The sequence below is a fragment of the Endozoicomonas sp. SESOKO3 genome (assembly GCF_024606255.1).
Genome location: NZ_JAHHPR010000446.1, coordinates 1 through 15,048, shown reverse-complemented (window position 1 = coordinate 15,048; position 15,048 = coordinate 1). Strand labels below are relative to the sequence as shown.

At 47.8% G+C, this 15,048-nt stretch carries 15 protein-coding genes; 8 read left to right on the top strand and 7 right to left on the bottom strand.

Going from position 1 to position 15,048, the window contains the following annotated elements; all coding sequences use genetic code 11:
* The first annotated feature begins 112 nt into the window (after positions 1–112).
* The 6 genes from argR to KDK18_RS07650 all read left to right on the top strand — a co-directional run bounded on the left by argR (position 113) and on the right by KDK18_RS07650 (position 4,441).
* Positions 113–571 (top strand): transcriptional regulator ArgR, encoded by a 459-nt coding sequence (gene argR / locus KDK18_RS07675; RefSeq protein ID WP_257254314.1) that lies wholly within the window; start codon positions 113–115, stop codon positions 569–571.
* Positions 572–578: 7 nt separating this feature from the next.
* Positions 579–842, top strand: a complete 264-nt coding sequence (locus tag KDK18_RS07670; protein WP_257254312.1) for a hypothetical protein — start codon at positions 579–581, stop codon at positions 840–842.
* 78 nt (positions 843–920) lie between these two features.
* Complete coding sequence (locus tag KDK18_RS07665; protein ID WP_257254311.1) at positions 921–2,042, top strand: ABC transporter permease; 1,122 nt, start codon at positions 921–923, stop codon at positions 2,040–2,042.
* A 2-nt stretch (positions 2,043–2,044) separates the two neighbouring features.
* A complete protein-coding gene (locus tag KDK18_RS07660; protein WP_257254310.1) occupies positions 2,045–2,890 on the top strand; it encodes an ABC transporter ATP-binding protein in 846 nt (281 codons plus the stop codon).
* The gene (locus KDK18_RS07655; RefSeq protein WP_257254309.1) at positions 2,887–3,855 is read left to right on the top strand and encodes an MlaD family protein; all 969 of its coding nucleotides are present in this window, start codon (positions 2,887–2,889) and stop codon (positions 3,853–3,855) included. The genes KDK18_RS07660 and KDK18_RS07655 overlap by 4 nt, the downstream gene beginning before the upstream one ends.
* A gap of 4 nt (positions 3,856–3,859) precedes the next feature.
* The gene (locus KDK18_RS07650) at positions 3,860–4,441 is read left to right on the top strand and encodes a membrane integrity-associated transporter subunit PqiC (RefSeq protein ID WP_257254306.1); all 582 of its coding nucleotides are present in this window, start codon (positions 3,860–3,862) and stop codon (positions 4,439–4,441) included.
* Between the two features lie 182 nt (positions 4,442–4,623).
* Here KDK18_RS07650 and KDK18_RS07645 read toward each other — a convergent pair whose 3' ends face one another.
* The 7 genes from KDK18_RS07645 to KDK18_RS07615 form a co-directional block, all read right to left on the bottom strand.
* Entirely contained in the window at positions 4,624–5,100 is a 477-nt protein-coding gene (locus KDK18_RS07645) for an RING finger domain-containing protein (protein ID WP_257254305.1), read from the bottom strand.
* A gap of 170 nt (positions 5,101–5,270) precedes the next feature.
* A complete protein-coding gene (locus tag KDK18_RS07640; RefSeq protein ID WP_257254303.1) occupies positions 5,271–6,326 on the bottom strand; it encodes a putative transporter in 1,056 nt (351 codons plus the stop codon).
* Positions 6,327–6,440: 114 nt separating this feature from the next.
* On the bottom strand, positions 6,441–8,417 hold the full coding sequence (locus tag KDK18_RS07635; RefSeq protein WP_257254302.1) for an amidase: 1,977 nt from the start codon (positions 8,415–8,417) through the stop codon (positions 6,441–6,443).
* 211 nt (positions 8,418–8,628) lie between these two features.
* Entirely contained in the window at positions 8,629–9,423 is a 795-nt protein-coding gene (fkpA, locus tag KDK18_RS07630) for an FKBP-type peptidyl-prolyl cis-trans isomerase (RefSeq protein WP_257254301.1), read from the bottom strand.
* Between the two features lie 254 nt (positions 9,424–9,677).
* On the bottom strand, positions 9,678–10,907 hold the full coding sequence (gene arsJ, locus KDK18_RS07625; RefSeq protein WP_257254300.1) for an organoarsenical effux MFS transporter ArsJ: 1,230 nt from the start codon (positions 10,905–10,907) through the stop codon (positions 9,678–9,680).
* Complete coding sequence (locus tag KDK18_RS07620; protein ID WP_257254299.1) at positions 10,904–11,707, bottom strand: metalloregulator ArsR/SmtB family transcription factor; 804 nt, start codon at positions 11,705–11,707, stop codon at positions 10,904–10,906. Before KDK18_RS07620 ends, arsJ begins: the two co-directional genes overlap by 4 nt.
* Positions 11,708–11,711: 4 nt before the next feature.
* Positions 11,712–12,713 (bottom strand): ArsJ-associated glyceraldehyde-3-phosphate dehydrogenase, encoded by a 1,002-nt coding sequence (locus tag KDK18_RS07615; RefSeq protein WP_257254298.1) that lies wholly within the window; start codon positions 12,711–12,713, stop codon positions 11,712–11,714.
* Positions 12,714–13,052: 339 nt separating this feature from the next.
* On the opposite strand from KDK18_RS07615, the gene KDK18_RS07610 reads away from it, so the two are divergent.
* Positions 13,053–13,382, top strand: a complete 330-nt coding sequence (locus KDK18_RS07610) for a PBPRA1643 family SWIM/SEC-C metal-binding motif protein (RefSeq protein ID WP_257254297.1) — start codon at positions 13,053–13,055, stop codon at positions 13,380–13,382.
* A 251-nt stretch (positions 13,383–13,633) separates the two neighbouring features.
* Positions 13,634–15,048, top strand: a 1,415-nt coding sequence (locus KDK18_RS07605) for a WD40 repeat domain-containing protein (protein WP_257254296.1), incomplete at its 3' end; no start/stop codon positions are given.

Sequence of the window (15,048 nt, the reverse complement as noted above, 5' to 3'; positions counted from 1 at the left end):
TCCTCAATTTTCTGCCGTCCTCGCTACGGGCGCCATTCTCGGTCAGGCTCCTAGAGGAGGCCAGGGTTCTGGTCACTACTGTCTGGGATTTCAGGAGTAATCAACAAAGATTATGGCCAGTCAAAAACAGGAAGAACTCATTAAGGCTTTCAGGCAGTTGCTAAAAGAAGAGCGTTGCGGATCCCAAAGCCAAATTGTCGAGCAGCTTCAGAGTCAGGGTTTTGAAAACATCAGTCAATCAAAAGTTTCCCGGCTACTATGTCGTCACGGTGCTGTTCGTGTTCGCAATGCCCGTAATGAACAAGTGTATTGTCTACCCCCTGAACTGGGGAGAATGGATTCCAATATCGCGGTCAGGGATCTGGTGGAAGACGTAGCCAACAACGGTATGTTGATTGTGATCAAAACCAGTCCGGGGGCAGCCCAGATGATTGCACGGCTGTTGGATTCCGTCGGCCGCTCCGATGGTATCCTGGGCTGTGTAGCGGGCGACGACACTATTTTTGTAGCTCCGATTTCCTCCGCTGAAATTGACAGGCTTCAGGAGAGCATCGTCAAGCTGTTTATGTAGCAGCTTGATGGCCTGCTTGACCATCTTCCCGACTTCCCGACGAAGAGAGGGTGTCGTAAAAGCGGGATTTTATGCAGAACTTGATTTACCAACTTATTATAAACGACAAAGACCTTTCAGTTGCGAGGTGAAAACAACCTTCATTGGGTCAGTTGCGTGGCAATGGCTTTATGCAACGAATCTGTTGGTTGCTTATGGAATGATCCTGACCACCGCAGACACACCTCCCGGCACAAATCCTTATTCATGGGTAGCTTTGGAAGCAGAGTAAAGTCTGCCACGGGAACATTTACCCGCTGCATTTTTGTCTATATGCTTGTGGCTTATTTCTTCAGTGCTTTCAGGCTCGATGGCATCACCCAGTTTCAAGATAGCGTATAAAGTTAATCCAGAACACATGAGTGCCAGCCTCTCCGGTAGTTGGGACCGATATCAGGGATTACCTGATGCTGCGCAGATAATCCCTGAGATGGTTCCGGGCGACCTTAAGACGCTCGATCTACAGACCGACGCTTCCTTTCGGTGGGATTCCGGGTTTTCCGCCTGGTTGCTCAAGCTTCAACGACACTGTGACAGTAATAATATAAAGCTGTTGCTCTCCGGGTTGCCGGAAGATGCCCTGAACCTACATCAGTTGGCCATCGCAGTTCCTTTGCAAAACTTTTCGACTAAAAAAGCCTTCTTTTCATTGAAGTCGCTGGAGTCTCTGGCGAAAGGGGTGTTTCAGTGGCTGGAAGATTTTGTGCTTTTTCTGGGAGATATCTCGCTCGGAATGCTAAGAATGTTCAGGATGCGCAGTGATGTCCGGCGTGGTGACTTTTTTCAGTTTTTGCATCAGGCCGGGCCAGTGGCACTTCCCATCGTGACGTTGCTGAGCTTTCTGGTGGGCATGATTCTGGCTTACCTGGGGACAGTTCAGTTACGTCAGTTTGGAGCTGAAGTCTACGTTGCTGATCTTGTTGGTTTAGGTATGGTTCGTGAAATGGGAGCTTTGATGACGGCTATTATCATGGCGGGGCGGACAGGAGCTGCCTATGCCGCGCAGCTGGGTACCATGCAGGTCAATGAAGAAGTCGATGCGCTTACCACGCTGGGCATTAAGACCGTAGAATATCTGGTGCTTCCCAGAATGCTGGCTCTTATTGTGGCCATGCCATTGTTGACGCTTTATAGCGATGTATTGGGCATGCTGGGAGGCTCAGTAGTGGCTTTGGGCATGGACATTACCTTCACTCAGTATTTTCACCAGCTTTCCGGTGCTTTTGTCATGGCCGATGTGATGACCGGCTTATTTAAAAGTCTGGTGTTCGCTATTTTGATCAGTTTTGCCGGGTGTCAGGCCGGGCTGGCCTGTGGCCGTTCTTCTGCAGCAGTGGGTAAGGCAACCACTACGGCTGTGGTCACTGCCATTGTCTATCTGGTGGTAGCGGATGCAGGTTTGAATATTCTCTATTTCCGGCTGGGTATTTGATAATGGACACGCCAGATCCCGAAGCAATGGCCAAAACCAGCTCTGAAACAGGAGCTGCGATCGAAGTCTGCCAGCTGACTATGAAATACGGCAGCAACCTTATCCAGCAGGACCTGACCTTCAAAGTTCACAAAGGCGATGTATTTGTGATTATGGGTGGCAGCGGTTGTGGTAAAAGCACTTTGCTCAAGCATATGATCGGACTGTATCAGCCAGCCGCTGGAACTATTGCCTATGAGGGGCTTGACTACTTTTCTGCTACAGAGCAGCAACAGTTGGAAATGCGAAAACGATGGGGAGTCACTTATCAGAGTGGTGCCCTGTTCAGTGCCATGACTCTGGCAGAAAACGTTGGTTTTCCTCTCACACAATATACCCGGATGAAACCGGCAGAGATAGTCGATCTGGTGGGTTACAAATTGGCTCTGGTCGGGTTGGCGGGCTACGAAAACTATTTTCCATCGCAAATCAGTGGAGGTATGGCCAAGCGTGCCGGTCTGGCCAGGGCTATGGCTCTGGACCCTGATGTGCTGTTTTTTGATGAGCCATCAGCCGGCCTTGATCCATTGAGCGCCAGACGCCTGGACGATCTGATTCTTCGGCTCAGTCAGTCACTGGGGGTGACGATTGTGATTGTCACCCATGAGCTGGAAAGTATTTTTGCCATAGGCTCCAATGGCGTATTTCTCGATGCGCAAACTAAAACACAGCTGGATACCGGGGCTCCGTCCCATATGCTGAAACACAGCTCTCAGCCCCTGGTCAGGGAATTTTTGTCCCGTGGGCGGAGTCTTCAACGGGCTTCCGGAGAGAGTCTTCAACCGACTTACGGGGAAAGAGGACGATGAATAAAAAAAGGTACTCCATTTTTGCTGGCCTGTTCGTGATCGCCATGATCTTAATGGCATTGGGTCTTGCCATGTTTGTTGGTCAAGGCAGTTATTCCAGTCACAGCAAAGAGCGTTATGAGCTGATCTACGACAGTAGTGTTATGGGTCTGAATATTGGTGCTCCTGTTACGCTGCGGGGGGTCAAAATTGGAGAAGTCACAGAGATTCGCACCCAGCTGTATGTTGACAAGGAAGAGTTATTAAACACGGTGTTTATCGATATTTATCCGGACATGGTGATCGGTAAGGGAGGAAAAATTCCTGAAGATATCGTGAAACAGCTGGTGGCCCGGGGGCTGGCCGCCAAGCTGAAAACCCAGAGTCTTCTGACAGGGTTGTTGTACATTGAAGTGGACTTCTATAAAGCCAGCTCTCGAACGATTCCTGTCTCTACCCAATATCCACAGCTCCCGACGGTGCCCACAGATTTTGAAACCATTACCCAGGATCTGGACAAAATGAATCTACCTGCGCTGATCACTGATCTGAAAAGCATTGCTCACAACCTGAATACCATCAGTGGCAGTCAGGCATTTCAGCAGATGCCAGCGAACCTCAATAAGGCTTTTGTTCAGTTTGGGGCCATGTCAGAGGGTATGGCCAAAAGTATGTCAGACATCAGGGATGAATTTGTCCCTATGGCTGAGAGCATGAACCAGATGTCTCAGGCTATTGAAAAAGAACTGCCAAAAACGCTTGGCAAGGTGAACGAGGTATTGTCGACAGTAGAAGCTACGCTAAAAACGGTGGAGCAAACGACGGTGGAACTGAGTGATACCATGGCGCCTGACTCGCCACTGATGTATCAGCTGGATCGCAGCAGTAAAGACATCAGTCGCTCGGCGGATGCTGTCAGGGAGTTGGCAGAGTTGTTGGAAGAACAGCCGGGTTCAGTGCTGTTGGGCAGAGATACAGGTGAGTAATGTCATGAAGAATAACGTTAAATGGTTCTTGCCTCTGCTTGCCGTTCTTCTTTTGTCGGCCTGTGCGAGTCGTGTCACGCCTTTTCAGTACTTCACCCTGAAACCTGCGGTCGAAGATAAACCCGATCACAGTTCAGTGCCATCAATTGGTGTGGCTCCGGTCAGGATTCCAGGCTGGATGGATCGATCCAGTCTGATTGTAAACGACGGTGGGTATAAGCTTATCCGCTACGATAATCAACGCTGGGGTGAACCTCTACAGGATGCAATAACTCGTACTTTGACTCAGAATCTGAAAGCATTGTTCCCCCGTTCTGATGTTCAATCCGGCCCCTGGTTGAGGAGTCAGGCACCTGAGATCACAGTGGCTGTCGATATCAGTAATCTGGCCTGGTCTGGCAACAATCTGGAGCTGGATGCCAGTTTTACCTTTCTTAAAAAACAGGCAAGTGTTGAATCTCGCACCGTCAGGTTAACCAGAAATCTCCCAAAAGGAAGCAGTCCTGAGCAATGGGTTGAAAGCTTCAGCTATTTGCTGGCTGATCTGAGTCAGCGAATAGAAAAGGGCGTTGTTGCTCAGCAGTGAAGAGTTGTTGGTCGCCTGGACGGGCGCTATTCTCGGTCAGCCTCTTAGTGCGGCGGATCCTTTGGAAGAAAGTCATCGTGCATGACTTCTTCATACGTCCACGGACGGATCAGACACGTCAACACGGCAGGTCAGCATTCCGGTTTCAATCAGCTTGATAGCACAGAACGACTGTAATGCTTTCACAAGTCATCGTCATCGTCATCATCGTCAACAAGATGTAAATTAATGATCTTCAATCTTAAGCGTTCAATTTCTTTTTCCAATCTCATATCAATTTCTTGTTTTAAGATTACAGATAAAACCTCATCTACTCTCGATCTGACAGAGTAAAGTTCAGAAAAAGAGCAAAGGTGGGGTGTGATTTCAATTTTAATGTAAGGAACTTTTCCGCATAAGTCATGAGCTTTTAAAATATGCAAATCGTGATGGTAGATTAGTTCCTTTCTGCATATTGGGCATGTGTTTTTTTTTTCTCTTTTATTCCAACGTAAAATACAATGCTCATGAAATGCATGCTGACAGCATAAAGAAATACTTTTATCCTCATAGTGCAATATTTCAAGACAAATAGGGCAAACTGATTGAGCAGATACCTCATTTGAAATAAAAAAAATAATTAGAAGAATTAATAAATGTCTGATTATATTAATTTTCATATTATTAAGTCCGTAATAGATTTGCTTTCTGAAGGGTGGCTGATGCTTTAGTTGTTAAGGATACTAAACGATCCGGAAAGGTCCAGGAGGCCGACCAATTCGCTGCGCATGGATGCAGAAGCCAGAGCAACGCGAGCACAGAGTTAAGATTTGTATTGAATTTTCGACAGCTAGGACGACCCTGATTCAGAACGATAACCGATATTCACTTCAAACTCTCTGAGTCGTTTAATAATGGATAACAACTCAGTGACGGTTGCCCAGTTTTCAGTGAAGTAGGAAAGGCTGTCTGAAACACTGCTGAATGCATGGGACACTCTGTTTAAAGTCCCCATTAAGATGATGCCGTAAATAACACCCGGACCAATGACCATCAGGTCGGCAATCACTACAAACTGAAAGAAGAAGTTCTGCCAGAGGGCGAAATAGGAGTGGTTGAGGAACAGTCGAAAGTAGTTAAAACGCAGTCCGGTAAAGAGCTCCAGCAGCGTGGGTGTGTCGGCGTAGGTTTTATCGTCTTCGGCATAAACCAGCTGTTTTCTGAATCTGGCTTCGACTTTCTGGTTGTTGTATTCAAGTCCAGGCAAGCGGATACCCACATAATAGGAGATGATGATGGCACTGAAAGACAACAGACAGGAAAACCAGAGCAGGGAGCCCGGCATCTGACTCATGATTTCCATGCCTTTCAGTGATAGCGGAATTTTATCATAGTTCTCCATAAATGCCGGGCTGCTGAGCCAGTTCGCCAGCTTGTCGCATATCTCTTCACTGAGTGTCCAGAGAATAGGAATAAAAGCGATCAAGGTCAGAATGGAGCGAAACAGCCCCAGGGCAAGTAGTTCGGTGACTCTGGCAAAACGCTGAGGGTCTTCCTGTAAGCGTTGGGAGGCACCTTCAATATCACGATCTATTTTCTGCCAGAAGGGCAGGTAAGTCAGGGTCATGGCTTGCCGCCAGCGAAAGCAAAAGTGCTGTGAAAGGAAGTTGGAGAGGCTTCTCAGTAACACAAAAGGAAAAGCAATGGTGCAGAATACCAGTATCAGCTCCCAGAAGCGGTCAATGGATTCCGGTTTGGCCAGCTGCATCATATCCCACATCTCGCCATACCATTCATTCAGCTTGACCATCATGCTGACTTCAATAAAGATTGAGGTCAGCATCACGGCAAGTCCTCCCCAGGCCCATATAGCCCATTGCCTTGACAAGAAAAAACACTTCAACATCCTTGAACTCCTTTAGTGCATTGTATATATAAGTTTTGACAGTTGAGGAGCCGAAGCGTTCATTTTTTAATGCGGCAGCCAGTTCACAATGGCGATAAATTTTTTATCCTGACTTTAAAGCTCGCTGCGAAGACCAGCATCAGGGGATGGTTTTTCGTGGGGTCTAAAACGTTTCACAAAGGTGTTGCTGTCCGCCTTTTCCATCAGTTCTCTACCCATTTCCTGCTCAAGCAAACTGCCAAGTGCAAGTAAGATATATTCGCTGTCTTTAGCACCCATTACCTGAAGGCCAAAAGGCAGACCTTCATGATTAAAGCCGCAGGGAATGGTCACTCTGGGGCCTCCTGTCAGGTTAGCCAGGGAAGTATTAAATGCCAGAAGATACGCATTGGATAAATTCAACTCGCCAGCAGTATTTTGCAGCCAGTAATTCAATTTGGCTGTTGCTGGTGTCAGCGTCGTTGGCATGACAACAACATCAACCTTTGAGAATATATTTTTTTCAAAGTGATCTGCCAACACTTCCTGGTTATGTTTGGCTCGCTGGAGCTGTTCATAAGACACCGCCTTGCCCATCAACAAAGCCATTTCGGTTTCACTCGGCATGTCAACGATGCCCATAAATTTGAATTTCCCCTCCGCTTCCCGGTGCCCAAACAGGATCATATGGGTCGCCCAGAGCCGTTTTCTGAAGTTTTCAGGCATAAATTGCATTCTGACGAAGAGGCTGTTTTTGCGAGTTTGGAGTTTTTTAAGTTGGGTACCCAGTCGGTCAAGACACTCAAATGTCTTCTCTGAAACTTCTTTGTCTGCATGTTCAAGCCACTCGGGATCAAGACCTATTTTGAGCGTCTTCAAAGTTTCAGCCACTTGGATGGTGGGAAGGCGTCCGCTTGAAACCTGATAACCGAGGGCGATGTCTTTAAAACGACTACCAATGAGTCCAATGGCCGTCAAACCTGGCGCTGCATTTTCATAATTTTTGGTGGAAATCTTGTCTGTGGTGGGTTTAAGACCGGGCAAGCCATTTAATGAGGCAGGAATGGAGATGGACCCGCCACCATCAGTACCTACCGTTAATGGTGACAGGCCAAGCGCAACCATAAGGGCACTACCACTTGATGATCCACCCGGGATATGAAAGGGACTGAAACGATTAGCGATCCTGGGAAAGTGAGGATTTTCTCCCGTTGCCCCAAGCCCGAAAATATGTTGATTGGTTATCCCCAGGATAATAACACCCTCACTCTTTAACAATCGAACCACTTCAGATTCAGTCTCTTTATTCACCGTGTAAAATGGCGAATGATAGGGCATTTTTTTACGATCAATGCCAGCGGTCGGGTGATAGCTTGCAACGTTGATTTCTGATTTTACGGCAATTGGAATACCTTCCAGCTGACGGATAATCCGTTGTTTTTTACACGCTTCAATAACACCCCGGTATTCTGAAATACACTTTAGCCATCGCTCATCCGAGGCTTTAGCCATTTGCATTGCCAGATCTTTGTTTCGCTCAATCAGTACATCCTTCAAGCTGTCTGGTAGCTTTTTGTCGTACCAGTCATAAATATTTTCAACCAGCCTGGAAGGGGTTAGTTTTTGTTCTGCAAACAATTGCTGAATGTCATCAATGCCACCGGCTCGATCAAACAGTTCGGATATACTGATAGCTGGGCTGCCACGAGAGTCACTATCCAGAGAAGGAGCCTCTTCAGAAGAAGTCTCTTCAAATGGTGGCGGTTCAGGCATGTCCGGAATACCTGCATTGAGTGCTGATAATTCTGCTTCAGAGAAAAGCACAGGATCTTCAGGGTTCATGCCGCTAGCTGGTAGCTGACTTTTCATGAACTCAATCTGTTGATCCCGACTCCTAAAAAAAATGACACAATTTCGGGCAAGGGACAGCCATTGTCCGGAAAGGCTTTGTGAAGAACGAAGCCAGTCAGGAGAATATTCTCTGGTGATATAAGGCTTTTGCCCGGTACGGCGGTCAATCTCAACAAGAGTGGGGTCGGATAAGTCATAGCCATAACTACCGGTTACCAACAGAAGAAGGGTCAACACAAGAGTCACGTCTGAAAAGCGCATTCCGGTTCCTCAACAAAAATGCATTGATAATTTTCTCAGCAGGGGTCCAGTATAGATGATCGGGAGTCTGAGCCATTTGAGTTTCTGGTCTGATATCGACCTGTACTCAATCTTTGCATGAACTGAAGATGTCGAAGGGCCGTGGGTCGACCATAAAAAAAGGCCGGAAGATTTCCGGCCTTTTTGACTCACTGAAAACAATAATCAGAACTTATTTCTTGTCACTGTTGTTTTTATCGCTGCTGTTTTTGCCCTTGCTGTTTTTGTCGTCATCGTCAGCGATATCCAGCAGTTCAACTTCGAAGATAAGGGTAGAAGCGGGTGGGATAGACCCGGCAGCCTGATCACCGTAACCCAGTTCAGCAGGGACATACAGTTTGTACTTGGAGCCAACTGGCATCAGTTGCAGACCTTCCTGCCAGCCTTTGATCACACCGTTCAGAGGGAAGGTGGCTGGCTGCCCGCGCTCAACACTGCTGTCGAAAACGGTGCCATCAATCAGGGTACCCGTGTAGTGAACAGTGACCTGGTCTTCAAGGCCCGGTTTTGCAGCGCCTTCTTCACCGGCTTCAATCACCTCGTACTGCAGGCCTGAATCAGTGGTTTTCACACCTTCTTTTTTAGCGTTTTCTTTCAGGAAGTCTTCACCCTTCTTGCGGTCTTCGTCCAGGCGTTCCTGAACCTTCTTCTCGATGATCGGGCGGATACGCTCTTCGTGACCCTGCAGGGCGGAGCGAATCTCGTCATCGTTCAGCTTGCTCTCGCCATTCAAGGCTTCCATGAATCCTTTTTTGAGCAGATCACGGTCAATGGTGATACCCATTTCTTCCTGCTGCTTGAGGGTTTGATCAGCGTAATTGCCCAGGGAAGCCCCCATAGCGTAGGCGGCTTTCTGTTCAGGGGATTCCAGCTTGACTTCTTCGGTAATGGGTTGGGTGTCATCTTTACAACCTGCGGCAAGAGCAACTACAGCGGCCAACGCGGTCACTTTGAGAACTTTTTTCACTATTTTTCTCCAATGGGTTGGTCAAAGTCCTGCCAGTAAAGGGCTTAGACCCGGAAAAGACGGGGAGAGTCCCTGTCATGATGATTAAACAATAAATAATGGCACAGGGATTGTGGTAATTGAACTTTTAATAGCCTTTTTTATGGGTTCTGACACTTTCTTGACCTTTTCAAACTGGATGCTGACGAAAACAGCGGTTTTTATTGGTACATTTGTACCTTTTTTTATGGATTAAGTCTGTGTCTTAATGATTGTTATCGGGAGGAAGTTGCGTGGGGATGGAGCCTCGGCAGGCTCCGGGATATTAGTGTTGTCAGGGCAATGAACAGGCAAGATACCCAAAGACAGACAGCCAGTCCACCCACCTGAAACAGCCAGCCTGATAACAGGGTACCCATGAGTCGACCCATGGCATTGGCCATATAATAGAATCCCACATCCATGGACGCACCATCCTCACGGGCGTAGCTGACAATGAGGTAAGAATGCAGTGAGGAGTTGATGGCAAAGATGGCTCCGAACACCAGCAGTCCGGCGATAATGGTCAGCTCAGGATACCATTCCAATTGGATGCCAAAGGCAACAGCCAGTGCAGATAATAACAGTGTTGCTGCCCAGACAGTGGCAGATGTACGTCCGGGGGGGGAATCGCTTTCATGACCGGTAATCCGTGGTGCCAGCCCTTGCACGAAACCATACCCCATCACCCAGAGGGCCATAAAACCACCGGTTTCAGAGTGACTCCATCCGAAGACACTGGATAGGTAGACGGGCAGGGCAATAACAAACCAGACATCCCGGGAGCCAAACAGAAACATTCTGGCTGCTGAAAGGATATTAATGGCGCGGTTGTCAGAAAATATATGGCTAAATTTCGCTTTGGCTTTGGACTTGCCCATATCCCGGTTCAGCCAGATCAGACTCATAATCAGAACCAGGGCCAGAACGGCCGCCATGGCAAACAGCGTATTTTTGAAGCCGATCATTGACAAAAGCGTACCACCTAAAAAGAAACCAGCCCCTTTGAGAGCATTTTTTGATCCTGTCAGGATGGCAATCCACTGATAAAGCCTGCCCTGGTGTTCATTGCTGACCAGTTTTTTGATCGATGTTTTGGCGCTCATTTTATTCAGGTCTTTAGCAATACCTGACAGGGCCTGGGCAAACATAACCAGTGGCACGGTCAGCCATTGGGTAGGTACCGTAAGTAACAATAAGGCAATAATCTGCAGGCCAAGACCGAAGTTCATGGTTCGGTTCAATCCCAGTCTGGAAGCCAGCCAGCCACCGACCAGATTGGTGACGACACCAAAGAACTCATAGAACAGAAACAGCATGGCAATTTCCAGAGACTCATAGCCGAGACTGTAAAAATGCAGTACGACCAGCATCCGGAGGGCGCCATCGGTCAGGGTAAAATTCCAGTAATTGAACGTGACCAGCAAATATTGTCTGAGGTCATACGACAGGTTCTTCAGTATCATATTTTCCCGGCATTTGCTGATGCAGTGTTGTTTGAAATGTTGTTTAGACTGTTGTTTGAAGCATGTGCTTTCAGGCGGATCTTTTCCTGATTAATGAAGTCCGGCTGGCCGGTTCTTGTTACCGCCAGAACCAGCTCCATCCAGGGCGGAAGCTCCGGATTGAGGCGATAGAAAATATTCTGGGCACGACGATGGGAGCTCAATATCTTTAACGTTCGCATCTGTGCCAGATGGCGGGAAATCTTGGACTGACTTTCCTGAAGGGCGACCACCAGATCATTGACGCAGAGTTCATGCTCATCTTCAATCAGCATGAGAATACGCAATCGTGTATTGTCTGAAAGCAGCTTGAAAAACTCATCCGGGTTGGAGTCGCTTTTGATAACACCGGGAGTATTCAACTGTAGAAACAGTTTGATTTGTCCCTCCAGAATGTCAGCAGTGTTGTCAAACGGGGTCAGCCCATCCTGTTGTCTGGGGTCTGCCAGGTCCCAGTGTAACAGGGCATCTGATTGAGGATAGTGAGCACATTCATTCTTGGCGTTATCACACAGGGTGATGACGTAATCAAATTGCTGTTCATCAAGATCCTCCAGACTTTCGCTTTTCAGGCCGTCAGTAGGAATGCCCCGCTTTTTTAGTGTCTGAAAGACCCTGTCATCAATGCCCTGGGGCTGAGTACCAGCACTGAACACTCTGAAGTCATTACCGGCCATATTGCGAAAGATGGCTTCTGCCAGCTGGGAACGGGCCGAGTTTCCCGTGCAGAGAAACAGGATAGAAAGCAGTGGTGTCATCATCAAATCAGGCTAACCCGACTTTTCTGGCCAGTTCAGCCGTTCTTACTGAATAACCCATCTCATTGTCATACCAGGCATAGATCTTCACCATTCGATTATTGACCACCATGGTTGAGAGCGCATCCACAATGCTGGAGCGGGTATCGCCCAGATAATCGATGGAAACCAGAGGTTTGTTCTCATAACCGAGAATGCCTTCGAGCTCATTTTCTGCAGCGGACTTCAGCAGCTGGTTCACTTCTTCAATGCTGGTGTCTCTTTCCACTTCAAACACCACATCGGTCAGAGATGCGTTGGCCAGTGGCACCCGAACTGCATGGCCATTCAGCTTGCCCTTCAATTCCGGGAAAATATGAGTAATGGCTGTTGCGGAACCGGTAGTGGTTGGGATCAGGGACATTCCGCAGGCTCTGGCACGACGAAGATCCTTGTGTGGTGCATCCAGAATCGTCTGGGTGTTGGTGATGTCGTGAATCGTCGTCATGCTGCCACGGACAATACCCAGATTTTCGTGAATGACCTTTACGACAGGTGCCAGGCAGTTGGTGGTACAGGATGCAGCCGTTACAATCCGGTGTGTTTCCGGATCGAACAGGTGGTCGTTGACACCTATAACGGCATTAAGAACACCTTCTTCTTTTACAGGAGCAGTGACAACTACCCGTTTGACGCCCTGGTTGAGGTATTTTTGCAGGATTGGTGTTTTCTTGTGTACGCCGGTGCCGTCAATAACCACATCGCAATCGGACCAGTCCAGGTCGTCTATCTCTTTTATCTGACTGCAGATGATCGTCTTGCCATCAACGGTAATGCTGTTGTCAGTGGCTGAGACAGTGCGCGACCAGCGACCCTGAACAGAATCAAACTCCAGAAGGTGCGCCAGGGTTGGGGCACTGCCTGCTACGTCATTGATTCTGACAAACTCCAGTTCTGGCCAGTCAAAAGCAGCACGCAACACCAGGCGACCGATTCGACCAAAACCATTAATACCTACTTTTACCGCCATGGTGACCTCACAACAACAAGGTTGGCTGATGATTTGAAGAAAAAGTTTGAATATTTGTATATGCGGATAATCAAATATAAAGAAGAGGGCGTCAAGTATTCAAAGTTGATTTCAGTAATTCTACTTAGCCCTTAGCATTCTTGAGTCAGCGATCAGGACTCGCTGGTGTGAGTCCCGGGAATCTGGAAGCCGGATAATGAGTTATTTGACTAAAAAATCATCAGACTTCTGGCTAAATCCTCTCAAATCCATTAGATTACGCCGGTTTTACTGGCTGTTCGTGCTTGGAGGTTATCGGGTGCGGATACAGAATTTACGATCAAGAATGGTGGGCTACCTATGCTTTATGCCGAAGGCAACCGTCTGATGAACCTTGCGGATAAACACAACCGGGGTTTTGAGCGCAAGAAAACAGCCAGACTGGGTACTGAGAAAAACCCTGCCAGTGTGGTTGTTCAGAATGAAGAGCGTGAGCAGGAGTTATCGGCCATCTTTGAAGAGAATGGCTGGTTTTACATCATTGAGGTCGATGAAGAGAAGCAGGAAGATGTCTCCGACCTGGAACTGCTGAAGAACCTGCCCACCACCAAGGTGGTAGAAAAAACACCGGGCCGTAATGATCCCTGTGTTTGTGGCAGTGGCAAAAAATACAAGAAGTGCTGCGGCTGATATTAGCACCTGCCCGACTTTCAGGCAGCTTCTACTTCAAAAGGCTTTGTTGTGGTTCCCTGGTGGTGTTTCATATACTACCGGCCATTGTTCAGCTCCCGGATTAAGGACCGTTTCACAATATGGCTGAAATGGTCTGAACCACTGTTCGACATGTTATGAACTTTTACTCTAAAACCGAGTCCAATTTGCCTCATCTTTTGAATCGCATTTCAAAATCAGGACAAATACCCGCTTTGGAGTAAACAGAAATGACACCGGATATTAAGCAAATAAACGACAACTCCAAGAGTGTTGATTCACCCCCGACGTTACCTAAGTCTTCCCGATCAGATTCACCAACCGGTATCGGTATGGGTAGGGAGATCAGTGAATCTCACCAGTGTGAATCTTTACTGGAGGAACTGCCCTTAGAAATCAAATATAAAGTCATTGACTCTTTGAATCTTCCAACTGTGGCCCTTTTAAAACGGACATGCTTCAAGTTCTACAATGCTATTCAAGAAGGTGATGCTCTGGCGAAGGCTTGGTATCACCGGTTTCCTTCAGCACATCAGGCTCAACTAAAGACAGTCATCAGTACCAAAGACAACAACCAACTCAGCGGCTGGTTGGGGCAGTTTACGAATGATGAGACGCTAATCGAGTCAATTGCAGGTCGCTGGGAGAGTGATGCATTTCCAGCTATTTTCTGTTTCACCATGAGTGAACTGATGTCTAAATGTAAAACATTTAAATTAGTTGAAAAAGGCGAGATTTCTCATGGTAGCCAGATTGTATCAGCCTCATTCAGCGGCGATGGTCGGCATGTGGTGACCAACACTGCGGTTTTCGGTCATAACATAGCGAAAATCTCTGGTCAGGGCATCAGTGGATCATGGGAGGTAAAAACTAACATTGTTCACACTGACTTTATCAACTCAGCCACCTTCAGTCCCGATGGCAGTCATCTGGTCACCGCCAGTGATGATGGCAGGGCGAGAATCTATGGTCTCAGGGCCGATGGATCATGGGAAGCAAAATTGACTATTACTCATGGTGAAAAGGTCAACTCAGCCACCTTCAGTCCCGGTGGCGCTCTTGTGGTGACCTCCAGTGATGATCACTCGGCGAGAATCTATGGTCAGGAAGCCAATGGATCCTGGGCACCAAAAGCCACCATTTTCCATGAAGCTGCGGTCATGTCAGCCAGCTTCAGCGCTGATCGCCGCTATGTGATAAGCGCCGGTGCTGATGACAAGGCGATAATCCATCGTCAGGAGGACGATGGATCATGGCTGGAGAAAGGCTCCATTCCCCATGACAGTTTTGTCAGATTAGCCACCTTTAGTCCCGATAGCACCCATGTGCTGACCGCCAGTGACGACTCCAAGATGAAAATCTATGTTCAGAAGGCCGATGGATCGTGGGAAGCAAAGGCTGTCATTCCTCATTCTGCCTGGGTCTCCTCAGCCACCTTCAGTCCCGATGGCAGCCGTGTGATGACTGCCAGTGACGATAGTACGGTGAAAATTTATGGTCATAAGGCCGGTGGATCATGGGAACCAGAAGCCATCATTTGTCATGAGTGTTGTGTGAGATCAGCCAATTTCAGCGCCGATGGCCGCCATGTGGTGACCGCCAGTCAAGATAAAACGGTGAAAATCTATGGTCTCAAGGCCGGTGG

Bases quoted from the DNA above. Each gene is read 5' to 3' on its own strand.
- KDK18_RS07660 (WP_257254310.1), top strand. From the start codon at position 2,045: ATGGACACGCCAGATCCCGAAGCAATGGCCAAAACCAGCTCTGAAACA.
- KDK18_RS07620 (WP_257254299.1), bottom strand. From the start codon at position 11,707: ATGATGACACCACTGCTTTCTATCCTGTTTCTCTGCACGGGAAACTCG.
- arsJ (WP_257254300.1), bottom strand. From the start codon at position 10,907: ATGATACTGAAGAACCTGTCGTATGACCTCAGACAATATTTGCTGGTC.
- KDK18_RS07645 (WP_257254305.1), bottom strand. From the start codon at position 5,100: ATGAAAATTAATATAATCAGACATTTATTAATTCTTCTAATTATTTTT.
- KDK18_RS07635 (WP_257254302.1), bottom strand. From the start codon at position 8,417: ATGCGCTTTTCAGACGTGACTCTTGTGTTGACCCTTCTTCTGTTGGTA.
- KDK18_RS07640 (WP_257254303.1), bottom strand. From the start codon at position 6,326: ATGTTGAAGTGTTTTTTCTTGTCAAGGCAATGGGCTATATGGGCCTGG.
- KDK18_RS07655 (WP_257254309.1), top strand. From the start codon at position 2,887: ATGAATAAAAAAAGGTACTCCATTTTTGCTGGCCTGTTCGTGATCGCC.
- KDK18_RS07670 (WP_257254312.1), top strand. From the start codon at position 579: ATGGCCTGCTTGACCATCTTCCCGACTTCCCGACGAAGAGAGGGTGTC.
- argR (WP_257254314.1), top strand. From the start codon at position 113: ATGGCCAGTCAAAAACAGGAAGAACTCATTAAGGCTTTCAGGCAGTTG.
- KDK18_RS07665 (WP_257254311.1), top strand. From the start codon at position 921: ATGGCATCACCCAGTTTCAAGATAGCGTATAAAGTTAATCCAGAACAC.
- KDK18_RS07650 (WP_257254306.1), top strand. From the start codon at position 3,860: ATGAAGAATAACGTTAAATGGTTCTTGCCTCTGCTTGCCGTTCTTCTT.
- KDK18_RS07610 (WP_257254297.1), top strand. From the start codon at position 13,053: ATGCTTTATGCCGAAGGCAACCGTCTGATGAACCTTGCGGATAAACAC.
- KDK18_RS07615 (WP_257254298.1), bottom strand. From the start codon at position 12,713: ATGGCGGTAAAAGTAGGTATTAATGGTTTTGGTCGAATCGGTCGCCTG.